Here is a 24,838-nt window from a genome sequence, read left to right as displayed (position 1 = left end):
GGAACAGAGAATTGAAGCTGATGTTATCTGCTCTCAGCAGATTCTCGGCAATTGCTCGCCCGTAAGCCAGTCGACGATCCGGCGGCCGCCGAAGGAGGTCGACATCTGCACGAAGCAGTCGTCGTCAGCGACGACATGTCCGATGAGGGCCGCCTCGCGCCCGAGGGGATGTGCACGCATCGCATCCAGAATTGCTTCGGCGCCTTCCGGTGCGGCGACAGCGACAAGCTTGCCCTCATTGGCGACATTGAGCGGATCGAGCCCCAGAAACTCGCAAACCGCAGCCACCTGCGGCTTGATCGGGATCGCTTCCTCATCGATATGGAAGCCGACCTTCGACTGGCTCGCGACCTCGTTGAGAGTGGCGGCGAGGCCGCCTCGCGTGGGATCGCGCATCAGCCGGATGTGCCTCCCACCGGCTTCTACCATCATGGCCACTAGCGTGTGCAGGGGAGCGCTATCGGAGACGATCGCCGCATCGAATTCTAAGTTCTCGCGGTTCGACAACACGGCGACGCCATGATCACCAATCGAGCCGGAGAGGATAACCGCATCGCGCGGCCGGGCGGCATCGGCGCGCAGATCGAGCCCGTCCAGGACCCTGCCGACACCAGCCGTCGAGATGAAGACACCGTCGGCTTTACCTCGCTCGACCACCTTGGTATCGCCGGTGATAATCGGCACACCGGCCTCGCGCGAAGCCACGCCCATGCTGTCGGCGATGCGTTTGAGATCGGCGAGCGGAAAGCCCTCCTCGATGATAAAGCTCGCTGAGAGATATAGCGGCCGAGCAGCGGCCATGGCGATGTCGTTGATCGTGCCGTGCACGGCGAGTGAGCCGATATTCCCGCCGGGAAAAAACAGCGGCGAGACGACATAGCCGTCGGTGCTCATCACCATGCGGCCGTCCGAAACGGCGAAGGCTGACTGGTCATTCCCGGCACGCAGCCATTCGTTGTCGAAGGCCTCGTGGAAGATACCCCCGATGAGTTGTCTCATGGCACGTCCGCCGGCGCCATGCGATAGATCGACCCGGCCTTCCGCAAGATCGAGCTTTCGATTGTAGCCGTCGGTCATCATGTTCATGTGATCACCCTCCGGGCGTTCACCTGCCCTGCCTTCTCGCGCAAGCGGCCATAGGTCCAGTGTGCGGCGCAGGCACCTTCCGAAGACACCATGCAGGACCCCATCGGCGTATCGGGCGTACAGACCGCGCCAAACAGCTTGCATTCGGCAGGTTGCTTGGCTCCGCGCAGAATGGCGCCGCATTCACAGGCGGGATTGTCCTTGGCCCTGGATGTCACCATCGAAAAACGCTTCTCGGCATCGTAGGCCGCATATTGCGGACGCAGCTGCAGCCCGCTCAAAGGCAGTTCGCCAAGACCTCTCCATTCGAAGCTCTCGCGCAGCTCGAAAAAATTCGCCACCTCCGCCTGCGCCTTCTCGTTGCCGAGTCTGGTCACCGCGCGGATGTACTGGTTTTCGACCACATGCCTCCCGTCGTTGATCTGCCGCACCAGCATCAGGATTGCCTGGATGACATCGAGTGGCTCGAAGCCTGCCACTACGACCGGCTTGCAAAATTTCTCGGCGAACAATTCGTAGGGCTTTGTGCCGATCACGGCGCTGACATGAGCTGGGCCGATGAACCCATCGATTTTGATCGTGCCGAGCTTGCGGACAGGCGGGCTTTCGACAATGTGGTGCATGGCCGCCGGTGTCACTACATGGTTGCAGAAGACCGAGAAATTGCCGAGGCCCTTGGCGATAGCCGTCTTGAGTGCAAGCGCGGTTGGCGGCGTCGTGGTCTCGAAGCCAATCGCGAAGAACACCACCTCGCGCTCGGGCTCCGTCTTGGCGATCCTCAGCGCGTCGAGCGTCGAATAGACTATGCGGATATCGGCGCCGGCCGCCTTGGCCTCAAGCAGGCTCGAACGATTTGTGCCCGGGACTCGCATCAGGTCGCCGTAAGTGCACAGCGTAATCTCGGGACGGGTCGCAAGCGCGATCGCCGCGTCGATGCGGCCGATCGGCAGCACGCAGACCGGACAGCCCGGGCCGTGGATCATCCGGACATTGGCAGGTAGCAAATCGTCAAGCCCGTAACGGGAGATCGCGTGAGTGTGCCCGCCGCAGAACTCCATGAGGCAATAGGAGCGGGCCGCATCGGCAAGAGCCGCTATCCGATCCGCAATAAGCTTGGCGAGCCTTCCGTCTCGATATTCGTCGATATATTTCATGACGCGTCACCGATCGAAGCCTCTTGGATCAGCGTGAGCGTCCGTTGCGCCTCCTCAGGTTTAATCTTCGTCAGCGCATAGCCGACATGGAGGATGACGTAGTCGCCCGGCCGGACATCGTCTATTAGGGCCGTCGAGATGACCTTCAAGACGCCGTCAAGCGTGACTTTCGCCATCTCGCCGGACAGGACTTCGGTGACCTGGACCGGTATGGCTAGGCACATGTCGGGCTCTCCAGCGCCGACGCACGCTTGTTCATGATGACTTGGCGCGCATGGGCCGCTTGCCCAAGCGCAACTCCCCCGTCATTGGCCGGCGTCAGACGTGGTAGATATGGGTGAAGGCCGCGCTGCCGCAGCGCCTGCGCTAGACCCGCCGCAAGGACGCGGTTCGTCATACATCCACCGCTGAGCGCAACCTGCCGCGTGCCGAGGCTTGCCGCACCCTTGGCCGCCCAATCTGCAAGGCCGGCAATCAGCGTACCATGGAAGAGGTCGGCGGCATCGGCGGCGCCGTTGCCTGTCTCAGTCAGACGCAGAATAAGCGGCCGAAAGTCGAGCACCCCGTTCTTTATGGCATACCCACCAGGAAGGCAGCGCGGCGCCCGAACCAGCGCCTCGAATTCCATCGCCGCCTGCCCCTCATAGGTCTGAACAAGGCGAGTGCCCGATATCGCCGCGGCAGCATCGAAGAGCCTGCCGAGGCTGCTCGTAACCGGGGACCGCATGCGGTGGCTGAACATCGCCGTCAATTGCGCCATGCAGGAATGAGCCGGCGCGAGCGCCAGCGCCAGGTCGATACGGCCCGCGGCCTGAAGCGCCGCGACCCCCATGCGCCAGGGTTCACGCGCCGCGCGGTCGCCACCCGGCAGCGGCAGCGGCATGAGGGATCCCAAGCGCCGCCAGTCATGTCGCTCGACTGCAAGCATCTCGCCGCCCCAACTGCTGCCGTCGATGCCAAAGCCGTAGCCGTCAAGCGCGAGCCCTAGAACCGACCCGGCAAGCCGATGCTCCGCAACGACGGCGGCGATATGAGCGAGATGGTGCTGGACTCGCACGACCGGCAGACCGAAGCTCTCCGCCATCCGCACCGAGCGGAAATCTGGATGCAGGTCGCAGGCCGCGAATTCCAACTTCACATCAAGGATCGAACAGAGATGGGCAGCCGCCTCAAGCTGGAAGCGTATCGCCTCCCTATTGTCGAGGCCGCCCACATGTTGCGACAGGAAGGCCTCGTCCCCCCTTGTGACGCATAGGGTGTTCTTGAGGTCTGCACCGGTGGCAATCACGGAAGGTCCGTCCTCGCCGAGGTCGATGGGCTCTGGCACAAAACCGCGGGCGCGGCGGATGAAGGCGGGAGCGCCGTCGATCACCTGCATAACTGAGTCGTCGGCACGCATGATGATATCGCGATCATGGGTGACGATAAGATCGGCGACCGCGGATAGGCGGAGCTCAACATCCATATTGTCTGCGACGAGCGGCTCACCACCGGGATTGGCACTGGTCGCAACCAGCGCAGGGGGACAGAACGGCGATAAACGATCGAGCTCATCGAACAGGAGGAAGTGCGTGGGTGCGTAGGCCAGAATGAGACCTATCCGGCGGAGCCCGGGAGCAATGAGATTGGAGAGTTCGCCGGCAACGGCCTCGACCAGAACGATCGGGCTCGCGGCGGAGGTCAGCAATTCCTCTTCGGCGTCGGTCAGCTGCGCGAGTTGCCGTGCCGCCGGGATATCCCGCACCATGACGGCGAAAGGCTTCTGGTCCCGACCCTTGCGCATCCTAAGGAGATCGATCGCCACGTCGTTGCGGGCATCGCAGTGCAGGTGGAACCCGCCGACCCCCTTAAGTGCGATGATCGCGCCGCCTTCTAGCCGCGCCGCCAACTCGGCGACCGGATGGCTGAGCCTCGGACCGCAATCCGGACAGGCAATGGGCTCGGCATGGAACCGCCGGTTCTCCGGGTCGTCATATTCAGCCGCGCAGGCACCGCACATCGAAAACGAGGCCATCGAGGTCTGGGCGCGATCATAGGGAAGCGAGCCGGTGATAGTGAAGCGCGGGCCGCACTGGGTACAGTTGACGAAGGGATAGCCAAAAAACCGGCTTCCCGGATCCTTGAGCTCCCGCCGGCATTCCTCGCAAGTCGCGGCGTCGGCGCCGATACGAGCCGCACTCCTGCCGCAGAGGCTGTCGAGAATTTCGAATCGTTTGTCGCCGACAGGCGCCAGTTCCAGTACATCGACGGCGTCGATACGGGCAAGGGGCGGCGCCTGAGTTCGGATCTCCCTGGAGAAGTCGTCTGCGCCCAGGCCCTCGATCTCGATCAGCACGCCCGCACTGTCATTAAGGACGTATCCGGAGAGCCGCATCTTGCGCGCGAGCCTGTAGATGAAAGGCCGAAAGCCGACGCCTTGCACAGTGCCGCGCACCCGCAGCCTAATCCGCCGGCGGACCTGGCGTTCGGCCGGTTGTGCGTGCACCCGCGCCATTGTTCACACCACCCTCGAGCGCGCAGCGGACGCTTCGAGCCAGCCATAGAAGGCTTCCATCCCCTCGCCCGAGCGCGCGGAGACAATCAGGCTGTGCAGCCGCGGATTCACGCAGAGCGCGTTGGTGATGCAAAGCTCGATGTTGAAATCCAGATAGGGCAGCAGGTCCGCCTTGTTGAGGATCATCAGGTCGGCGGCGGCGAACATGTCGGGATATTTGAGCGGCTTGTCCTCGCCCTCGGTGACCGAGAGCACCACGATCTTGTAAGCCTCGCCGAGATCGAAAGCGGCGGGACAGACAAGATTGCCAACATTCTCGATGAAGAGCGCAGAGCCCGGCTCAGGCGCAAGGTCCTCGACCGCATGACCGACCATATGGGCGTCGAGATGGCAGCCCTTGCCGGTGTTGATCTGGATCGCGCGTGCGCCTGCCTCGCGAATGCGAGCCGCGTCATTCGAAGTCTGCTGATCGCCCTCGATGACATTGATCGTCATACGATCCTTAAGCTCGCCGATCGCCTGCACAAGCAGGCTGGTCTTGCCCGAGCCCGGGCTGGAGACAAAGTTGAGCGCGAAAATCCCCTGGTTTACGAAAAACCTCCGATTTTCGGCCGCATAAGCGTCGTTCTTGGAGAGTATCTCCCTCTCGACCTGGATGATCCGTTCCTGGCTCATGCCGGGAACATGCACGCCGCCCAGGCCGTCGCTGCGGTGATTACGGGCGCCATCGCGGTGGAGATGATCGTGAGCATGACGGTCATGGCCGTGATGGTGATGATGGTCACGGTCGAGCCCTTCGCCCTTGCTATGGCCATGGCTGCCCGCCTCGTGATTGCAGCTTTCGACGGGTGAGGCTCCACAACCGCATACCGTGCACATCAAATCACCTCCATGTCCCTGATCTTCATTTCGTCGCCTGCGGTTATCTGGATTCGATGCCGCCCGCAGCCGGGGCAGGGACCGAATCGCTTCTGCAAAGCTACTTTCTTGCCGCAATCGAGGCACCAGCCCTCGCCGGCGATGCGATTGATCTCGAGCTTCGCCCGTCCAGCGAGCGTGCCGTGCCGCACCGCTTCGTAACAGAAGAGCAACGCGTCAGGATCGACGTGGCTCAGCACGCCGACATCGAGACGGATTGACTGGACCTGTCTTGCGCCATTCAGCCGCGCGGTCTCGCACACAATCTCAATCACGCTTTCCATCAGCGACATCTCATGCATCGTCGGCCTCATGGAGGCCGACATCGAAAGCGACGCAAGGGTCGAACAGAACGGCGAGCCGGGAGACGGAGCGGGGGGCGCAATCGTCTGAGCCGATCCGCGACCACAGAAGTGTTTCGACGAAAGGGCCGGCCGGATGAAAGTTCCATGCGGTCGGGGCAAGGATTCGATAGGCCGAGAGCCTGCCGTTGTCGGCTATCTCTGCCTGATGATAAAGCCGGCCGCGTGCACATTCCACGGCTCCATAGCCGCCCGCGCCCGGCGTCGGTGCGCCGCAGGCGAGAGTTGCCCAGTCAGCTTCGCCTGCGCCGGCGAGAGTTTTCAATTGCCCGAGGCAGTAGCTGACATCGCTGATCCGGGCCAGGAAGCGCTGCACGAGATGGGAGCCCGCGGCAGCTCCCCATGCGGGGCGGCGGGCGTAGGCCCCCGTCTCGACAACCCGGCCGGGAAGATCCGGCAGGTTGGTGTAATCGGGTTCATCACGGAGGCGGGCGATGACCTCCGGGTCATCTTCGACGGTCAGCGCATCAAGCCGCCGGTCAGCAAAAACTCGATCGTCGACTATGTCCTGCAGCATTGCTGCACAGGCCGAGCCCGGCAAGGGCATGTCGCCCGGGTCGGAAACTCCGATCGCCCTGGCCACTGAGCAGAGGCGAGCGACCGCCAAAGCGAGATGTTGGGGGTTCGTCTTGCCGCTACTCGCCTGCGCAATTATCTCCTGTGAGGCAGCCTGTGCCTGTCGCAGACATCTGCCGGCGACCCTCGCAAGCTCGCTCGGCAATGGAGACAGCCAATGGAGAATCAGCGCCCGCAGAGTTTCGAAGATCCGTTCGGCGTGCAGACCTGCGGCGGCCGCGACGCGCTCCCCTTCACCCATGGGCAGATCTGCCGCATTCAGGACAGCGAGCCTTGAGGCGACCGATTGCGAGAAGCCGCATAGCGAAAACAGCTGCCGTGCGAGTGTGGGCGCCTCCTCTGCCCGGCGGCCGACGAAGATGCGGGTTAGGCCTTGCGGCCGGTTCGTCTTCACTGCGACGGAAGATGCAACTCCGCCTGACACCGTCACCGCAATACTGATCGTGCCCTGCCGGCGAAGAAACGTCATTTCGACACCTCCTCGCACCTGAGGAACCGCCCGCGCAACAGTTCCCGCCGGTTGAAGACCGCGGCTGGTGCCCGCGCAGGCTCGGGCGTAGCGGGACCTAAGAGGGCACGGGCGGCCTCCTCCGCCGTTTCGATTGCCGCTTCCATCGTGGCGAATTCGAAGACCGGCGAGAGCAGCGCGCAGGAATCGACCCGGCCGATCCCGTGGAGCTCGCCGGCAATGAATTCGCCTCTCCCGGCAGGAAGGCCGATTCGAACGATGGTGCCAATGGCGGCAGGCGCGACAGGTGTCCCTTCAGGCAGATCGACGCCCACCAGATTCATGAACCAAGGTGTGGTCACAATGCCGAAGGCGCGGCCGCGATAGGTCCGGAAGCCTGTAGCCGCGACCTTAAGCGCCGGATTGCAGATCGGCACGTCAGTCATGGCGGTTTCGTGAATGTGTCGATAGCAGGCCACAACCCGTTCGCCGAGCGCCAGCGCCGTGCCGGATACGGCCTCGCACTTGTCTGAGGAGCCGCTCATTTGAAGTGGGCCTCCTCCATCTCCCGAAGCCGCATCCTTGAGTCCTGGAAATCCTCCTCGGCGGCAATGGCGATCGAGGGTATGTCGCAGATCTCCAGCGTATCGAGAATGATCGTGTCCATGACGTCATAGAACTGCACCGACCAGACCTTGCGAGCCCCGGTCGCGACAATTCGGCAAGTTCTATATCCGCGAGAGGTGAGCCGCACCGGCCCAACCCCTAGTGAATCTTGCAGGAAGGTCATGTCTTGCGGACTCATAGGGAAGAGCGAGAAGGTGATGACATGAGCTGGGTCGCTGTCGCGATGGCGGGTGATCCGATCACCGATTTCGGTGAGCAAGGGCATGACATTCATGGCGCCAGCCGGCGCAGCGCCGTGGCTGATCGATGCCGGTAGTCGGGAACAGGCCAGCCTGACAGCAGCGGGAATGCTGCCCACCTCGATATAGTCGGCAACGATCCGACCGTCACCGACGGTGAAGCGGATCCGCCAGACGCCGGCCATGACAGCCTCCTGCACCTGGGCGATGATGCCGTTCTCCAGCACAGCGACACCGGCAACCTCGCCCTCGCCGAGGATCTGGGTGATCAGCTCTCTGTCGTCCTCTGGATAGTCGGTGATGTCGAACATCCGGCTCGGCCGGTCGGACTTATAAACCGCCAGCGCATCCGCGAGCGCCGGCAGGAGCAGCGCCGTCCTCCAACATCGGCGGATCAGCTCATCTGCCCTATTGGTCGAGAGCAAATTGAGCCTGCGAGCGTGGAGAGGTTCGGCGTCAAAGGTGATCACGCTTGCCTCACCCTTTGGGGCGGCCCAGAAACCAGGCTTCATCGCACGATCGCCTTGGCGGCACGGGTGATCGCGAGGTTCGGCCCGCCGGTGCGCACCTTGATTGACACGACGGAAGAAAACCGGGCGCCGAATTTCTCGACGTTCACCGACCGGTCGCTGGCCTTGCCGACCACGCCTGCCGTTCGCTCACGTCCGATAGCGGCCAAGCTCGGCTCAACCACGTTCAAGCGGCCCTTGAGCTTGCCATTGGCCGTTCGGCAGACCACAGCACCGCGCTGGCCGCAAAAGACCTGCGGTAGATGGGGACGAACGACCGCGACTCCTTCGACCTCTAGCCGCTGCGCGGGAGTACCGGTGAAGACCAGCGCGGGGTTGTCGGGTTCGCCCTTCGATCGTACGACACACGCATCGATATTCGTCTCATCGATGACGGATAGCGCCCGCTCCCTCGCGGGGCGGACCAAGATAGATGGCATCGTCTCCTCCACAAATCAGCACTCCGAACGTTCCGGGGTAGTTTGCAAGCGCCGTGCCAAACTGAAGAAATCGAGCTGCGGTGATCTGGAAGGGGAAAACCACCATCGGCAGTCTGGACATGTTGCTTTCACTCGGTGCGAAGATGCGGCGGCAATTCGGGCTCGCGGGAAATAAGATCGGCAAAGAGCGGTTCGAAGGCCCGGCCTTCGCTGGCTTCAACGAGGCCGGCGAGCGCGTCGTCGATCGCGCGGGCCTCATCGGCGTCGAGCACGCGAATGGCGGAGCCGAGATGAGTGAGGAGGTGGGTTCCGGTCGGCTGTGGGCCGACAAGCAAGAGGGAGATTGTAGCTATTGCGCCATGACGCTCGCACTGCGCGACGAACTCATTGGCAGTGACGATCCGCATGGGAATCGCTATGCACATGGTGCTCCTCCTCTACCTTTCCGATGCTGCAGAATCCGCAGGCGCGGGAACAGCGCTGCCGTACGAAGCCCAATAGCGCCAGCTTGTGAGATGCGCAGGCGAGCAGAACCGCGTCCGCACAGGCGATGGCCGTCTGCGGCGGCGACCTGCCGTTGGGGAACCCGATAAACCCAGCTCGATGCCGAGGGGACGCAGGATAAATTATGGCGGCAGTGGAGCCTGCCATATCGCCCACGCGTCCTTTCCGGCAGCTTGGCGCCATGTGCATAGCCATGGAAGAGGTTTTTAGGACTCTTCTCACCAGTTCGACGCCACCCGTTCGGCACGGCGCTCATAGTTTTCCATGTCGATATCGTTTTCGAGAAGCGGCGGAACCACTGCCCCTTCAGGCCTCGCGGCAACGGCGACGCCCCAGTCCCGCAGTGTCCGGAAGGCGGTGTCGACGGCCGCCGGAATGACGGCCTTGACCGGAGCTGTCAACGAACCGCCCCAGTTTTCAAGATCAAGCGGCTGGCAACCGATCAGGGTCAGGCGCTCGGGGTATTGTCCCATGAGATCTGCCGCGCTCAGCACTTCCTGGAAGCCGGTCTGGTGCAGACTCATTTTCTTGGCACTGGTGAACTTCGGCACTTCATCGTCCTCGACCACCTTCATCGTCCCCGGTGCGAGGCCGTAGTCGATCGCGTCGAAGACGATGAGCCGGTCGTGCTCGTTGACGAACTGCACCAGGTAGAGGCCCTGCGTGCCGCCGTCGAGGACGGTGACGTTGGCAGGCACTTCATAGGCCCTGTGGAAGGCTTCGACCGCACGCACGCCAAATCCTTCGTCGGCCCAGAGAATATTGCCGATTCCGAGCACGAGAATGCGGGGCGCGGCGCGAATGGGGGTTTGATGATGGAGCAACCGTCTAGTCCTCCATGTCCTTGGACAGCCGCTCGCCCGAGATCATCGACGAGATGATGCTTTGCGAACTCATGATGTCCTCGCGGACCGCTACATAAATGTGGACGATCGCAAAAATGAGAATGACCCACATTCCGAGATGATGGTTGGTGTGGATATCCTGACTATTCGGCCAGATCGAGAATACCCAGCCAAAAAGCATATATTCCCAACTGTCTCGGCCCGCACCGTCGCTGTAGAGCGCAAAGCCGGTGATCACCATGAAGAACAGCGGCATGGTGAACATGAGGAACATGGTGAACCGCGCCAACGGATTGTGGCCTAGATACTTCCTTGGCTGGGGTGCCATGAACATGTACCAGCGAACTTCATGCGACCACTCCTTCCAGAAGCGGTCGCTCCAGATGGGTATGTAGAAGATTTGCCGGGCATGCACGCCACCCACAAAGACCCAATAGACCCGCAGGATCAGGAGCACTGTGAGGATCTGTGCCGCCGCGAAGTGGATGAAGCGGATACGGCCCATCAGATAGTTGGCGCTCGCCTCCCCGGACACGGACGTCAGCGGCGAGGCGATGAGGTAGCCGGTCAGAGCGAGGATCATGATCGAGGAGGCATTGACCCAATGCCAGATGCGCACCGGTGCATCGTAAACATGGACGCTCAGGCGCCCGACTTCCTTTTTTTCATGGAGAGCCATCAGCAAACCTCCTTACCGGATCTGAACCCTCGTCCTTTCCTGCCCGTTCGGGCCCATGATATGGGTCGAGCATGCCAGGCAGGGATCGAAGGAATGGATGGTTCTCAGGATTTCAAGTGGCTGAGCAGGGTCGGACATCGGCATATCCATAAGCGCCGCCTCGAAGGCGCCGATGTCTCCAGCGGGATCACGTGGACTGCCGTTCCACGTCGTGGGAACGACGCACTGGTAGTTATCGATTCTCCCGTCCTTGATCTTGATCCAGTGCGCGAGCGCACCGCGCGGCGCCTCCGTAAAGCCGACGCCCTTGACCACCCTGGGCCACGTCTCCGGCTTCCACTTGTCGACATGGGCAGTGTAGGAATCGCCGCTTCTGATGCTGGCGATCAGCTTGTTGTGAAAGTGGCGCATCTGGTGGCCGGCCCAGGTAGATTCAAGGGCGCGGGCGGCGGTGCGGCCGAACGTCGAGTAGAGCGCCGATAACGGCAGGCCGAGATCCTTGAGGACCTTATCGACCGGCTCCTTGAACTCGGCCTTGTCCTGGGCGTAGCCGAGGACCCAACGCGCCAGCGGCCCGACCTCCATGGCATGACCCCGCCAGCGTGGCGCCTTGATCCAGGAATATTTCGCGTTCTCGTCGAGCTGTTCAATATTGGTCTTGCTGCCCTTGGCGTTTGGCCCGAGCTCGTAATGAGGCTCGGTGACGCCGTCCCAGGGATGCAGGCCCTTGGTCTCGTCGGGATATCTGTACCAGGAGTGTGTCACGAATTCCTGGATCTGCTCGGGATCGGCATGGTCGACGGGATGCACTTCCGCGAGTTTGCCGTTGATAATCGCGCCCCGCGGCAGCTTTAGGTTCGCTTCCGAATAGTCGTTGGCATGCTCCGGCACGTCGCCATAGGCGAGCACATTTTTGCCGGAGAGACCGCCGCCATAGAGCCAGTCCTTGTAGAAGGTCCCGATCGCCATGATGTCGGGAATGTAGACTTTGTCGTTGAACTCGATCAGCTGATCGATGACGGACCCGACCATGTTCAGCCGTTCCATGTTGATAGCGCCGACACCGCCGGTTCCGTCGATATTGATCGGACATGGCACGCCCCCGACCAGCCAGTTCGGATGCGGGTTTTTCCCACCGAAGATCGCGTGGATCTTGACGATCTCCTTCTGGAAATCGAGCGCCTCCAGATAGTGCGTCAACACCATCAGGTTTGCCTCGGGCGGCAGCTTGTAGGAGGCATTGCCCCAATAGCCATTCTTGAACGGACCGGGCTGGCCCGACTCGATGAATTTCTTGAGCCGTGCCTGGACGTCCTTGAAATAACCGGGCGAGGAAAGCGGCCAGTCGGATACCGACTGTGCCAGCGCCGAGGTCGCCCTCGGATCGGCCGACAGCGACGAGATCACGTCAACCCAGTCAAGCGCGTGCAGGTGATAGAAGTGCACGACGTGGTCATGAACCAGCAAGGCAAGCTGCATGAGGTTGCGGATGGAATTGGCGTTTTCGGGAATCGTGATGCCGAGCGCGTTTTCCACTGCTCGCACCGAGGTCAAGGCATGCGTGCCGGTGCAGACGCCACAGATGCGCTCCGTGAAGGCCCAGGCGTCTCTCGGATCGCGATTCTTGAGGATCACCTCGATGCCCCGCCACATGGTTCCGGTTGACACGGCGTTGCGAATGACATTGTTCTCATCGACATTGACCTCGATCCGCATATGGCCCTCGATGCGGGTGACGGGATCGACGACGATGCGTTTGCCGGAATTGTCCAGCGTGTAGCCTGTCGGAGTATCGATCGTCATGGCGGTGTTTCCTGCCCGTGCGATGCTTTGGTCCTTCCGCGCTTCGTGGTTACGCGCTTAATGACGGTCACAGCGGCATGCGCGGCGATCGCGCCACCGACGACGCCAGCCGCGGTCAAGCCGATCTTGTCGGCATCGGCCTCGATGCCGAACTGTTCAAAGTTGGTCAGCCGGTCATAGAAGCTGCCCTGATCCCAGAAGCTTTCTTCGGAACAGCCGATGCAACCGTGGCCCGACTGGATCGGGAATGAAACGCCGCTGTTCCAACGCACTGTGGAACAGGCGTTGTAGGTCGTCGGGCCCTTGCAGCCCGTCTTATAGAGACAATAGCCCTTGCGCGCGCCCTCGTCGTCCCACTGCTCGACGAACTGGCCGGCGTCGAAGTGCGGGCGGCGATAGCACTTGTCGTGAATCCGCTGCGAATAGAACATCTTCGGCCGCCCCTGACGGTCGAGCTCGGGCAGCTTGTCGAAAGTGATGATGAAGGTGACCACGCCGGTCATCACCTCGGCAATCGGGGGGCAGCCCGGAACTTTGATGATCGGCTTGCCGTGGATCACTTTGTCAACCGGCGTTGCCCGGGTCGGATTCGGCTTAGCCGCCTGTACGCAGCCCCAGGCGGCACAGGAGCCCCAGGCGATGACCGCCATCGCATCCTCTGCCATCCACCTCAGCTTGTCGACGAAAGGCCGGCCACCGGTGATGCAGTACATGCCGTCCTCGTTGAGCGGCGGGTTGCCCTCGACGGCTAGGATGTACTTGCCCTTATATTTCGCCCTGGTTTCCTCGAGAATGGCTTCGGCCTGATGGCCGGCAGCGGCCATAATCATTTCATCGTAGTCGAGCGAGATCATCGACAGCACGACATCCTTTACCAAAGGATGGGCCGAACGGATGAAGCTCTCCGAACAGCAGGTGCATTCGAGCCCATGCATCCAGATGACAGGCACACGTTCCTTGGTCTGAAGCGCCTCGGCCATGGCGGTCGCCGCACCCGGACCGAAGCCAAGGCTCGCGGCCGTCAGACTGCAGAACTTGGTGAAGCTGCGTCGGGTGATTCCCTGGCGGCGAATGACATCGTAGAATGTCTCAGCAGTTGCCATCGTGCTCCTCCAGCAATCCGTTCTAAACCACGTCCCGATTGGCAACCGCTTTGTCACAGGGGCATCGTGCAAGAAGCGGACCGGTTCCCGTTGGCCGACCACGTCTTCGTCAAGGCTTTGTTCAGAGGAGAAAACGAAGGGGTGGCGTGCCAACGATGGGTGATCGTCGTCCTCAATCGGCATGCGAGAGTATGGCGGAGCATCGATTGAGTAATCTATCAAGTGGGCCCGTCTTCAAGCCCTTCGAGCGATCTTCCTCAACATTGTTCCGAGCGAACCGGAAATTATGCTTTCCGCCGCGCCGTCACCCGTCGGCTGTGTAAGCCCACTGTCGAGGGGCTAGTCGCCATTCACGCAAGATGAAGGCGATTGCGCACGATACTGTCGTGTTTGTCGAATGCGCGACACGAGTTTGTTTTGTCGTTTTTATTTAGTCGAAGATTACACCTGATAAGTCTCGGAAAATCTTCCTCTCCCGATGCCGCACCGGAGTCGGCATGAGTTTTGAAACCCTTATTGACGCGACAGGCACTGACGACTGGCATTCAGTGGCGGGAACCAATGGCTGACCTTGATGAAAGCATCCGGACGGCGGAATCGCATTCGATCCAACGGAAGAAGACGCGTGGGATCTGGACATCCTCGCGGTCCGACTGGAAACAAACCATCGCGCCGCCAACTTCCCTGCATACAAAGCATTATGATGCGCGCCTGCCATGGTACACGATCTATCCGACAGTGTCGGAATTTTCCCCGGCGGTCGCCGCGGAGGATTGCGAGGAATGGCTGAAGGGGCTGCCAGCTGACGAGGCGGTGTCGCTCTATCTCCACATTCCATTTTGTCGGTCAATGTGCTGGTATTGCGGATTCCCTACGCGAATTACTCGTAGGCAGGCCTCGATTGTCGAGTACCTTTCGGTGTTAAGTGAGGAAATCCGTTTGGTTGCGGAGCAAGCGCCGCAGGCGCTACCGGTAAGCGACGTGCATTTCGGCGGTGGAACGCCAACCATCATGCCGCCCGCTGAGTTTCTCGCCCTAATGCAGATTCTGCGCCGCCGCTTCGCCTTTGAGAAAGCGGCTACCGTTGCTATCGAGATCGATCCTCGCACTTTCACGCCGGAAATGGCCGAAGCTTTGGAAGTTGCCGAGGTGACCCGCGCGAGCCTCGGCGTGCAGAGCTTCGATCTAACTGTTCAAACGAAAATCAATCGGGTCCAGTGTGAGGCAATAGTGGCGGCTGCCGTCGAAAACTTGCGCCGGCATAAAGTAAGTCGCATCAATTTCGATCTCATGTACGGTCTCCCGCATCAAACAGTGCAGTCCTGTGTCCAGAGCGCAACGACAGCGGTCGACATGCGCCCCGACCGGCTTGCGGTATTCGGTTACGGGCACGTTCCTTCTTATAGAAAGAATCAGCGCCTGATCGCTGAGACAGCACTGCCCGACGTTGCTGCCCGCGCTGAACAGGCAGCGGCCATTGCCGATACGCTGATTGCCGCGGGGTATCGCCAGATCGGGCTCGACCATTTCGCCTTGCCGGATGACGAGCTCGCGCAAAGGGCCGGTCGTCTGCGGCGCAATTCCTTGGGCTACTCGGCCGACACATGCCAAACCCTGATCGGCTTCGGCCCGTCGGCCATTGGTCGTCTCGGCAAAGGATATGTCCAGAACGAGATCTCACAGAGTTCGTATAGCCGACGCATCGCAGCTGGCCACTTGGCGACAGCGCGTGGCTACCGACTCAGCGTCGAAGATCGCGTGCGAGCCGATATCATCGAACGGCTCATGTGCAATTTAGAGGTGGACGTGCCCGCAGTCTGCGCAGCTCACGGATTTGATCCGATCCCCCTTCTGGATCGAGCCGAGCGTCTGACTCCGTTGGTCGAGGACGGGATCGTAGATATTGACAATGGTTTCGTCAGCGTGCGGCAGGAGCATGGCTTTGTGCTTAGATCTGTCGCTGCCGCATTCGACGCTTATCTCGACCGCTCCCGGTACTAGCGCCGTGGGGCCGCGTCGTGCTGATGAGCTATACACTTGCTCCTTCTTCAGAGTTTTGTATTTCAAGGATAAAGAAGGGCTTTGGCTTAGCTGCCAATCCCGCTGCGACACTCGCAATGGAAGCGGAGAAGCACGAGAGAAGAACGGTCCATGAATGACACTGCTACCAAGGCGGCCCAACGTACGGATCACCGGAGGGGCAGCGCCGGCGAGGTCTTTGCGACCTTTCTGAAGCTCGGACTGACCTCCTTTGGCGGTCCGATCGCGCACCTCGGCTACTTTCGTGACGAACTGGTCGTCCGGCGGCGCTGGATTGACGAAAAGGGGTACGCGGACCTCGTGGCGCTCTGCCAATTTCTCCCCGGCCCCGCCTCCAGCCAGACAGGATTCGCGCTCGGCCTCCTTCGCGGCGGCCCGCTGGGAGCAGCGGCAGCCTGGGCCGCCTTCACGCTGCCTTCGGCGATCCTGCTCGTCCTCTTCGCGTTCGGGGCGGCCTCCTTCGGCGGGCCTCTCGGCTCCGGCGTCATCCACGGACTGAAGGTTGTCGCCGTCGCCATTGTCGCGCAGGCGGTTTGGGGCATGGCCAGTAAGCTGTGCCCGGACAGGGAACGCGCGAGCATCGCGCTCGCCGCCGTGCTGATCGTCGTTCTCGTTCCCGGCTCCGTCGGTCAGCTCGCGGCCATTGTCGTCGGCGGTGTCGCCGGGCTGTTGTTATGCCGGAGAAAGGGTGAGGCAATCACCGGGCATGTCAGCTTTCCGGTATCGCATTCCGTCGGCTGGATCGCGCTCGTCCTGTTCTTCGGCATGCTCTTCGGCTTGCCGATTGCGGCCGCGACAACTTCGTCGCAAGGCTTGGCAGTCTTCGGCGCCTTCTACCGCGCCGGCGCGCTTGTCTTCGGCGGAGGGCACGTCGTCCTGCCGCTCCTGCAGGCGGAGGTCGTGCAGCCCGGTTGGGTGATGGCCGACCAGTTCCTCGCCGGATACGGCGCGGCACAGGCGGTGCCGGGGCCGCTGTTCACCTTTGCCGCCTACCTCGGTGCGGCGCTTGGCCCCGAGCCCAACGGCCTGATCGGAGCCGGCATCGGGGTTATCGCGATCTTCCTGCCCGGCTTTCTGCTGCTGATCGGCACCATTCCGTTCTGGGATGCATTTCGCACGAGGCCTGCGGCGCAGGCGCTGATGCGCGGGGCCAACGCGGCGGTCGTGGGCGTCCTCGGAGCCGCGCTCTACCAGCCCGTTTGGACCAGCGCGATCGTTGGCCCGCACGAGTTGGCGCTCGCTCTGATTTGCTTTGTCCTTCTCATGTCCTGGAAGTCCCCGCCCTGGATCGTGGTGGTCGTCTCAGCCGTCGGCGGCGTGCTGATAGGCTTCGCCTGACCTCCACTTTAGAATCGCGGCGGGCAAAATCTTCGCCTGACGGGTGAACGCATCAACGATGTCAGCAGAGTGCCAACGCTCGAGCTTCGCTCGTGGGGATATGGAGGAGGTTCGCGCAAAGCTGCCGCGAGGTCGGTTTCCAATCAAAATCAGCAGAGGAGCGGAAGTCGACGAATGGGATGTTTGTCGCATCTGTGGATATAATCGACCGCCACCGGATCAGCCAGAGAACGCCTGTCCTGCAACAACCGGTTCAGGGCGGTAGGGAAGATGGGTCCCGTCTGCCGCCGACCCGTTTTACCCTTTCCTATCCTCAAGGGGTGGTCCGACAATCATCACGGCGGGGTCTTGGGAGAGAAGCCGTTTTGCGGCCGACCGGACGTCCTCCGCGTTCACAGCCTCAATCAACTGTTTCCGCCGCTCGATATAATCGATGCCGAGATCTTTCATTTGGATATCGACCAGAGTGTCGGCGACGGTGCGGAACGAGTTGAGATTGCGGATTGCGTAACCGGCAATCGCCTTTCTCTTCGCCGCTCCGAGCTCCTCCTCGCTGACGCCCTCCTCCGCGATCCGCCTCACCTCGGCGCGAATGAGGGCGAGTGTCTCTGCTGCCCGATCCGGGCGGGTCCCCGTGGCGATAACGAGAGCCGAGGCATGGTCATTGTTCACGAGGGCAGATCGAATGTGGTAAGCGAGCCCTCGCTTCTCGCGTACTTCGTTCCAGAGCCTGGACGTGAACGCGCCTCCGCCTAGAATGTCATTCATCAGATAGGCTGCAAAGAACTGCGGGTCTTTGAGGCTAACTCCCGGATAGACCAGGCGCAGACCAGTCTGGGGTAAATTATACGGGATGCGAATTTCCTGCGCCAGCTTAGGGGCAGTGTCCGCAACCGGCGCCAAGGAGGGCTCGGCAGGCAACCCGCCGAATATCCGATCCAGATCGTGCTTGAGTGCACCGGCGTCGATCGCTCCTGCTACGGCTATGGCAAGCTTGCCCCTCGCGAAGAGCCGCTTATGGAGCGCCTTGAGATCGAAGGTCGTGGCAGTGGCAAGGGTTTGCTCGCTCCCTTCGTTCCGCCAGGAATAAGGATGATCGCCATAGAGCGCCTTCCTCCATGCGCCCTGCGCGGCCGTCTCCGGATCCTTGGCTTCCGCGATGATGCCCGAAACGATCTGGGCGCGGATGCGATCCATGGGCGCTTGATCGAAGCGCGGCTGCTCGATGGCCAGCCGGAGGAGATAGAACGCATCATCCTTCTGATTGGCGAGCACTCGCATGAAGCCGTAGACCGCATCACGACCGGCCTCGAACCGCATCTCGGCGCCGGTATCGTCCAGCCGCTCCTGGAAGGCTTCGCTGTCAAGGTCGCCGGCCCCTTCATCGAGCAATGCGGTCATGAGATGGGCAAGACCTTCCTTGCCGGAGGGATCCTGCGTGGTGCCGCCCCGGAACGCGAACCGAATGGTGACGATCGGTACCGAATAGTCTTCTACCAGCCAAGCCTTGATCGCACTCGATGTCTCCACTTCCTGTATGGCCATGGCCGCCCTAGCCGACGTCGCTGCAAGACCCAGCAATACAATTACGATCAGCAGTGGCTTGGCGGCTCCGGTCGGCAGTCGGTTGTACCATGTCATGGGGTTTTATCTCCTGAGACCGCGTGCTCCCGCGGCAGCAGGTATCCTGCCACCGAGCGGTCAGAATTAAGGTATTTCCTGGCAACCGCCTGCACCTCCGCCGCGGTTACCGCGCCGACCCTCAACGGCCATACCTCCAAGTCGTAGGCAGTGCTGCCGGTCACAAGCGCCTTCCCGTAGATGTTGGCCATTCCCGCCTGGCTGTCGCGTGCGAAGACCATCGAACGCACCAAGCGGTTTTTGGCCCCCTCCAGCTCGAAATCGGGAACACCGGTCTCGATGATTTTCCGGACTTCAGCGTCGAGCGCGCGTTCCACCGCCTCGATTGTCGCCGCGCCGCGCGGCGAGCCATAAATCGTGAAGCTGGACGGATCGAGCGATCTTCCATGGAAATAGGCGCCGGCCCGAGAGGCTATCCCCTGTTTCACGACCAATTCCTGATGGATCCGGCTGCGCGATCCTCCACCGAGAATTTCCGAAAGAATTTCGAGGGCTTCCGCTTCATTCGGCTCGGCCGTACTGTAGGACGGCGTGACCCACGCTTTTCGCACACTCGGCACGGTCACGCGCGCGTCGGTGAGCGCCACGGTTCGTTTGGTGTTCTGCTCCGGCTCCTGGGGCCTTACGCGCTGCGGCAAATCCGGGCCACGCGGTACGGCCCCATAGGTCTTGTTCGCTAGCCACCACACCTCCCCGACGTCCACGTCTCCTGCCACGACCAGTATGGCGTTGTTCGGGGCATAGTGGCGATTGTAGAACGCTATGGCGTCAGAACGATTGAGCTCTTTCATCTCGTGCATCCAGCCGATGACCGGGATGCGGTAAGGATGGTTCTGATAGAGGGTCGCCCGCATCTCCTCCTCGAGAAGCTCCTCGGGGTCCCTCTCGACGCGCGAGCGCCGCTCCTGGAGAATGACATCGCGCTCCGGCACGATGACCGCGTCGGTAAGTTCGAGATGGCGCATCCGATCAGCTTCGAATTCCATCATCGTGCCGAGCGCCTCCGACGTGACCGTCTGATAGTAGGCAGTGTAGTCGGACGACGTGAAGGCGTTCTCTTCCCCACCGATCTCAGCGATCTTTGCTTCAAACTCGCCGGCAGGGTGCTTCTCCGTGCCCTTGAACATGAGATGCTCCAGGAAATGCGCGATGCCGGATTTGCCGGGTGGCTCATCGGCGTTCCCTGCCTTGTACCAGACCATCTGCGTGACGGTCGGCGTCCGGTGATCGGGTATGACGACCACCTCCATGCCGTTGCTCAGTACAAAATATCCAATCTCGGGTTTGCCTCGCGGGATCTCGGCGGCCAGCGTTTCCGGGGTTGTAAACGCCTGCAGCACAACCATGCTCAGGGCGATTGCACGGATACGCAGATCTATTCGACCATACATCATCTGCTCCCCTCAAAGGCACAATCGTCGGCCTGTTAGCTGGTTTGAATTGTTTTGTTTAGCACCGCAGCCAGGTGGGCCCTGATCGAAGATCGGCCGCTTCACGCCTGTGGCCACATCCACAAACATGAAGCACTAAGCGTGCCAAAGGGGAAACTCTTGTAAAAGCAACGCGGCCAGGCGACCCGACAATGAGGCATGTTCCCTGGATCGTCGTACATCGGACAATTCCGATATACATTTGAGGTGTTGCTCGCCCGGGATGCTCCGAAACCTGGACTGCCCCGTCGCAAATGCTGTTCAGGCGCCGGCGTTTGGCGTGAAGCGGAATGTTCTGGCAGCCCCCCAGGTCTCGTACTGGTAAGCTGCAGCGGCACTGTCGAACCGCCAGTGAAGAGTGTGCCCAAGCGCGGCCATGTTTGGGCGAATCAGGAACGCGACATCTCCGCGAACAAATTGTCGCAAAAAGGGCGCTCCGTCCGACAATTCAATGATCTTCCCCGACCAAACCGTCGCCGCTATCGAACAACTGCGTCGGCAAAGAAACAATAGACTGTACGTTTGACGAAAAACCTATCCATGTTTGGAAATAAACTGGACAATTACATTTGTGTTAATAGCAGCAATTGATTTTTGCCGGTACAGCATTGACCGAACGCCACATGCCCGCAGGAAAGTCATGTCCGGTCTCGGTTCTTCTCCTCTCGTTCTGCCTTCTAACCCTGTCCTGCTCGGCGGCGAGAACCGCTCCGGCACCACTCTGCTGAGTGTCGTGCTCGACTCCTACCCCGGTTTGGTCGTCGGCCCGGAGATCGATTTCACCGATCCCGTCGACCTCGGCCCGCACATTCTCGCGGTATGCGACATGATCGACCGCCGCGATCCACGGCTGGCAGGTGCCACGAAGGACACCGTTGATCCTGAGTGGTTCGACAGCGCGCACTTTGTCGTGCAGTGCGAGCGTTTCGGTCTCGACCGTGACGACGTGCGGAGCCTGGTGACCAGCCTAATGGCGGAGCGTGGTACCGATCTGTCGTCCCTCGACGATCGCTGCCGGCTCATCGACGCCATTGGCGAATTCCGACGTGAACAGACGGGAGCCGGACGATGGGGCCTGAAGCTTCAGCGGAGAATCCAGGACATCGGCATGTACGCGGCGATATGGCCTAAAGCTCATTTCATTCACATAATCCGCGACGGCCGCGACCTGGCTGCCTCACACCTTAAGACCGTCCCAGGTTGGGGCTACCGGACTATTGCGCAGGCCGCGACCGGCTGGCTGGAGATCGTCACCCGGCCCCGCCAGACTGCTCCTGACGGTCGTTATCTGGAAGTGAGGTATGAAGATCTGGTGACCCACCCCCGCCAGACCGTCGGTCGGATGCTGGAACACCTCGGCTTGCCATGGGACGAGGCAGTCCTGCACCACGCGGAGCACAAGCACGCGCTGTTCGACAAACCCTGGGGGCATCCCGCAGCGGAAGCCGCGGGTAAACCGCTGGATACCGGGCGTCGGGGACGGTACCGACAGGACCTCACGCCCGCGGAAATCGAGGAGTTCGAGCGGATCGCCGGGAAGGAGCTGCAACACCTGGGCTATGACTTGTCGATGCCGGATCCGGGGAGCGCAGGGTGACGCGGGAGGAACCCGAAGCGCCCCGCCGCCGCCTGCCCCGAAGCTTCTACCATTCCTCGCAGACAGGTACCCCATTTCATGCTCACTGACATGTCATCCCTCGATCTGTCCCCGGGCCGCCTCACCGTCTGGCGGGCTTGCGCCCCCTGCATGTCCGAGGCCATTTGGGCGGAAGATAAGCGTCGGGCGTCTCACGTTCAGGAAGCACACATCGCATATGCACTCGAGGCGGCCGATGAGGCCTCCCTGCCACCGTCCTGGCTGGGCTGCGTCTTCGATCTGCCCGCCGAACTTGATACGAATGCCTTCGCTACGGCGCTTTGCGGGTGGACAGACCGCCACGAAACCCTGCGGAGCCATCTCAGCCTACCCCCTCGCTCCACGCCAGGCGGTCGTCTCCAACGCAGGACGCTACCGGCCGGAGCCGTGAGTATCCACCACAGTGCGGCGGGGGACTTCACCGAGGGGCAGCAGCTGGCGCGGTACCTGGAGGAACTCTTCGACGCCGAAGTCGGCCCACTCGAGTGGCCCGCATATATTTGTGCCACCATCAGTCGCCCCGAGGCCATAACGGTCTGTCTCGTCGCCGACCACATCCTGATGGACGGTTACTCCATTCTCGCAACGGCGCATGAGATTCGCACTCTGTACGCCGCAGCACTTGCCGTTCGTGACGGCAAGACCGTCCCGACTCCTCTTCCCCCCACATCCAGCTATCTCGATTTCGCGGAGGGCGAACGAACCGAGGCCGACACGCTGACCCCGGACGACGAATCCATCGCCCATTGGCGGCAGTTCCTCGCGGAGGCAGGCGGCCGACTACCGGAGTTCCCTGTACCAGTTAGTGACGTGAGAAGCAGCTCCGCGGCCCAGCCAAGCGGATACACCGAGCTTCTCGACACATCCACGGCGCGCGCCTTCGACACCGTCTGCCGTAAGGCCGGGGGAGACTCGTTCTCCGGTCTGCTCGCCTGCCTCGCCAAAGTCGGCCATGAAATCACCGGTTCGGGTGAATTTCGAACCATGGTCCCCTTTCATACCCGGACAGCTCCCTTCCGGTCCTCCATTGGCTGGTACGTAGGAATGGGCCCGTTTGTTTTCCCGCTCGGCGCAACCGACTCCTTTTGCGACGCGGTGCGTCGGGCGGCCACCAACCTGGCGTGGTCGAAGAACCTGGCCAGGATACCTATTCCCCGAGTGGCGGATCTCCTCGGCCAGCCGCTCCGCGATCCCTTCATGGTCTCGTACATGGACCTTCGCCGTACCCCCGGCGCCCGGGACTGGAACAGTTGGCACGCTGTCACCCTGCGTAGCCGCAGCACCGATCCGTACGAGGTATGCCTCTGGTTCGTGCGGACCTTCGACGGCCTCGTCGCCAACTACCGCCACCCGGCCACCGGCCCCGCAGGCATCGCGGTTCCCGACTATGTGGCCCGCACAAAGCACATCCTGGCCTCCGTCGCGAGCACCGCTTGCTGGCCCGCCACTTCACATCGGACAGGAGACCGTTGCCAATGACGGACATCAGACACATTGCAGCGACCTCTTGTGATTACACAACCTTCGACGCGGTTATCGTGGGCTCCGGGCCCTCTGGATCGATAGTAGCGCGAACGCTTGCGGAAAAAGGCTGCCGCGTGGCCGTCCTGGAATATGGAGGCCTGGTTTCTCCTGGTGCCATGCACGAGCCCCATCAAGCGGCATACAGCAAGGCATTCACGTCCACTGGCGCCACTGACGGTAACCCGTGGACGGCGTGTTGCGTCGGCGGCGGAATGCAATTCTACAACGCAATCACGTTCAGATATCGCCAATCGGATCTGTCAGCTTCCCAATATCTTGGGACCGACATGGAGGTCGATTGGCCCATTACCCTTCAGGATCTCGAACCCTGCTATTCTCAGATCGAGCATCTCCTGGAGATCGGTGGCACGAACGGGCACGCATCGTACCCAGCCAGCCCCCGTGGAGTGATGTTATCCGATGCGATGCAGGAACTCGGCATAAGGCCGAAGCAGATCCCCCTGGCAATCCGGGCGCCTGGCGACAGCAGAGGATGTATCAAGTGTTCAGCTTGCGATGAGCTGGTATGCCCTACGAATGCGAGAGCATCAGTGCTTGCAAGAAACATATTGGATGACTCCGAACTGCCAGGAGCAATTTCGGTTTTCTACGGCTGTTTCGTCAACCGCGTCGAGATTGGCCGCGGCGGCCGGGCCGAAGCCCTGGAGTGCTATGTGGCGCTCTCATCGGAACTGATCCGGATCCCAGTTGAAAGGATCGTTGTCTGCGCAAACGCGATACAGTCGGCGGCATTAATGCTTCGGTCGAAGAGCGGGCATGCCCCGCACGGAATAGGAAATGAATCTGACCTTGTTGGGCGAGGCCTCTCCTTCAAGATCAGCGGCTACTCCGTCGGCTACGTGGATGCGGCTAATTGCGGCTCCGAGGCAATGGCTTCGCACTGGGGACCGCATGCAACCGTTTATACAGACGAGTTCTACGAACATACTGACGTACCATGCAGATTCGGTGGCCTCATTTATGAAGCGAATTTCCTCTTGCCGAGTGAGAACATTGGCCGCGTGCGCCTGCACTATATAGCCGGGGACGAGCCATGGTCGCACAATCGCCTAGTGCTTGATGACGCCGCTGACCGGTATGGTATCCCCTATATCCGTTTCGAATACAGGAACTCGGAAAATGACAAAGCCCGAATAGGCTTTCTCGCCGACCGCGCAGATGACATTCTGCTCCACTTGGGCGCATTCCGCATCGAACGAGAACCTTCCTCGCATGCAAGAGGCAGTTCCCACCTGCACGGAACCATGCGCGCCGGATGTGATCCCAGGAGCTCCGTCGTAGACAGTTGCGGCAAGGTCCATGGGTTCACCAACATCTATGTCATGGACGGCTCCGTTATGAATTTCGCGGGGAACAGCAATCCGACACACACAATCATGGCCAACGCGAGGAGAATGGCCCTGTCACTGAAGTAGAGGGGT

General features: G+C 61.2%; 22 protein-coding genes. 5 read left to right on the top strand and 17 right to left on the bottom strand.

The window, feature by feature from the left end; all coding sequences use genetic code 11:
* Positions 1 to 33: 33 nt before the first annotated feature.
* From hypE to CO656_RS25160, 15 genes are all read right to left on the bottom strand, one after another.
* Positions 34 to 1,086 (bottom strand): hydrogenase expression/formation protein HypE, encoded by a 1,053-nt coding sequence (hypE, locus tag CO656_RS25230; protein WP_097527567.1) that lies wholly within the window; start codon positions 1,084 to 1,086, stop codon positions 34 to 36.
* A complete protein-coding gene (gene hypD / locus CO656_RS25225) occupies positions 1,083 to 2,240 on the bottom strand; it encodes a hydrogenase formation protein HypD (protein WP_097527566.1) in 1,158 nt (385 codons plus the stop codon). Before hypD ends, hypE begins: the two co-directional genes overlap by 4 nt.
* Positions 2,237 to 2,464 carry a HypC/HybG/HupF family hydrogenase formation chaperone gene (locus CO656_RS25220; RefSeq protein WP_097527565.1) on the bottom strand — a complete coding sequence of 76 codons (228 nt, stop codon included), beginning with the start codon at positions 2,462 to 2,464 and terminating at the stop codon, positions 2,237 to 2,239. Before CO656_RS25220 ends, hypD begins: the two co-directional genes overlap by 4 nt.
* The gene (hypF, locus tag CO656_RS25215) at positions 2,455 to 4,734 is read right to left on the bottom strand and encodes a carbamoyltransferase HypF (protein WP_097527564.1); all 2,280 of its coding nucleotides are present in this window, start codon (positions 4,732 to 4,734) and stop codon (positions 2,455 to 2,457) included. Before hypF ends, CO656_RS25220 begins: the two co-directional genes overlap by 10 nt.
* A gap of 3 nt (positions 4,735 to 4,737) precedes the next feature.
* Complete coding sequence (hypB, locus tag CO656_RS25210; protein ID WP_097527563.1) at positions 4,738 to 5,613, bottom strand: hydrogenase nickel incorporation protein HypB; 876 nt, start codon at positions 5,611 to 5,613, stop codon at positions 4,738 to 4,740.
* Positions 5,613 to 5,954, bottom strand: coding sequence for a hydrogenase maturation nickel metallochaperone HypA (gene hypA, locus CO656_RS25205; protein WP_097527562.1), 342 nt, complete (start codon positions 5,952 to 5,954; stop codon positions 5,613 to 5,615). The genes hypB and hypA overlap by 1 nt, the downstream gene beginning before the upstream one ends.
* A complete protein-coding gene (locus CO656_RS25200) occupies positions 5,947 to 7,059 on the bottom strand; it encodes a nickel-dependent hydrogenase large subunit (RefSeq protein WP_097527561.1) in 1,113 nt (370 codons plus the stop codon). The genes hypA and CO656_RS25200 overlap by 8 nt, the downstream gene beginning before the upstream one ends.
* Positions 7,056 to 7,583, bottom strand: coding sequence for a [NiFe]-hydrogenase assembly chaperone HybE (gene hybE / locus CO656_RS25195; protein ID WP_097527560.1), 528 nt, complete (start codon positions 7,581 to 7,583; stop codon positions 7,056 to 7,058). Before hybE ends, CO656_RS25200 begins: the two co-directional genes overlap by 4 nt.
* The gene (locus CO656_RS25190; RefSeq protein WP_097527559.1) at positions 7,580 to 8,416 is read right to left on the bottom strand and encodes a hydrogenase expression/formation protein; all 837 of its coding nucleotides are present in this window, start codon (positions 8,414 to 8,416) and stop codon (positions 7,580 to 7,582) included. Before CO656_RS25190 ends, hybE begins: the two co-directional genes overlap by 4 nt.
* A complete protein-coding gene (locus CO656_RS25185) occupies positions 8,413 to 8,853 on the bottom strand; it encodes a hydrogenase accessory protein (protein ID WP_097527558.1) in 441 nt (146 codons plus the stop codon). The genes CO656_RS25190 and CO656_RS25185 overlap by 4 nt, the downstream gene beginning before the upstream one ends.
* Positions 8,854 to 8,981: 128 nt before the next feature.
* Positions 8,982 to 9,278 carry a HypC/HybG/HupF family hydrogenase formation chaperone gene (locus CO656_RS25180; RefSeq protein WP_028004120.1) on the bottom strand — a complete coding sequence of 99 codons (297 nt, stop codon included), beginning with the start codon at positions 9,276 to 9,278 and terminating at the stop codon, positions 8,982 to 8,984.
* A gap of 297 nt (positions 9,279 to 9,575) precedes the next feature.
* On the bottom strand, positions 9,576 to 10,181 hold the full coding sequence (locus CO656_RS25175) for a HyaD/HybD family hydrogenase maturation endopeptidase (RefSeq protein WP_176536684.1): 606 nt from the start codon (positions 10,179 to 10,181) through the stop codon (positions 9,576 to 9,578).
* A gap of 4 nt (positions 10,182 to 10,185) precedes the next feature.
* Complete coding sequence (cybH, locus tag CO656_RS25170; RefSeq protein ID WP_097527557.1) at positions 10,186 to 10,881, bottom strand: Ni/Fe-hydrogenase, b-type cytochrome subunit; 696 nt, start codon at positions 10,879 to 10,881, stop codon at positions 10,186 to 10,188.
* Between the two features lie 12 nt (positions 10,882 to 10,893).
* Entirely contained in the window at positions 10,894 to 12,684 is a 1,791-nt protein-coding gene (locus CO656_RS25165; RefSeq protein WP_097527556.1) for a nickel-dependent hydrogenase large subunit, read from the bottom strand.
* Entirely contained in the window at positions 12,681 to 13,787 is a 1,107-nt protein-coding gene (locus tag CO656_RS25160) for a hydrogenase small subunit (protein WP_097527555.1), read from the bottom strand. The genes CO656_RS25165 and CO656_RS25160 overlap by 4 nt, the downstream gene beginning before the upstream one ends.
* Positions 13,788 to 14,348: 561 nt before the next feature.
* Between CO656_RS25160 and hemN the strand changes: the two genes are divergently transcribed.
* Together hemN and chrA are read left to right on the top strand one after the other, a co-directional pair.
* Complete coding sequence (gene hemN / locus CO656_RS25155) at positions 14,349 to 15,788, top strand: oxygen-independent coproporphyrinogen III oxidase (protein ID WP_234819602.1); 1,440 nt, start codon at positions 14,349 to 14,351, stop codon at positions 15,786 to 15,788.
* Between the two features lie 150 nt (positions 15,789 to 15,938).
* Complete coding sequence (gene chrA / locus CO656_RS25150) at positions 15,939 to 17,165, top strand: chromate efflux transporter (RefSeq protein ID WP_097527554.1); 1,227 nt, start codon at positions 15,939 to 15,941, stop codon at positions 17,163 to 17,165.
* A 297-nt stretch (positions 17,166 to 17,462) separates the two neighbouring features.
* Here chrA and CO656_RS25145 read toward each other — a convergent pair whose 3' ends face one another.
* Positions 17,463 to 18,806 (bottom strand): pitrilysin family protein, encoded by a 1,344-nt coding sequence (locus tag CO656_RS25145; RefSeq protein WP_097527553.1) that lies wholly within the window; start codon positions 18,804 to 18,806, stop codon positions 17,463 to 17,465.
* On the bottom strand, positions 18,803 to 20,197 hold the full coding sequence (locus CO656_RS25140; RefSeq protein ID WP_097527552.1) for a pitrilysin family protein: 1,395 nt from the start codon (positions 20,195 to 20,197) through the stop codon (positions 18,803 to 18,805). Before CO656_RS25140 ends, CO656_RS25145 begins: the two co-directional genes overlap by 4 nt.
* 679 nt (positions 20,198 to 20,876) lie before the next feature.
* Between CO656_RS25140 and CO656_RS25135 the strand changes: the two genes are divergently transcribed.
* The 3 genes from CO656_RS25135 to CO656_RS25125 all read left to right on the top strand — a co-directional run bounded on the left by CO656_RS25135 (position 20,877) and on the right by CO656_RS25125 (position 24,832).
* Entirely contained in the window at positions 20,877 to 21,833 is a 957-nt protein-coding gene (locus tag CO656_RS25135) for a sulfotransferase (protein WP_097527551.1), read from the top strand.
* Between the two features lie 78 nt (positions 21,834 to 21,911).
* On the top strand, positions 21,912 to 23,351 hold the full coding sequence (locus CO656_RS25130; protein ID WP_097527550.1) for a condensation domain-containing protein: 1,440 nt from the start codon (positions 21,912 to 21,914) through the stop codon (positions 23,349 to 23,351).
* A complete protein-coding gene (locus CO656_RS25125; protein ID WP_097527549.1) occupies positions 23,348 to 24,832 on the top strand; it encodes a GMC family oxidoreductase in 1,485 nt (494 codons plus the stop codon). Before CO656_RS25130 ends, CO656_RS25125 begins: the two co-directional genes overlap by 4 nt.
* The last annotated feature ends 6 nt before the right edge of the window (positions 24,833 to 24,838 follow it).

The organism is Sinorhizobium sp. FG01 (genome assembly GCF_002531875.1).
Taxonomy (GTDB): Bacteria; Pseudomonadota; Alphaproteobacteria; order Rhizobiales; family Rhizobiaceae; genus Sinorhizobium; species Sinorhizobium fredii_C.
The sequence above is the reverse complement of the archived record's forward strand: the minus strand, read 5'-3'. Positions and strand labels throughout refer to the sequence as shown.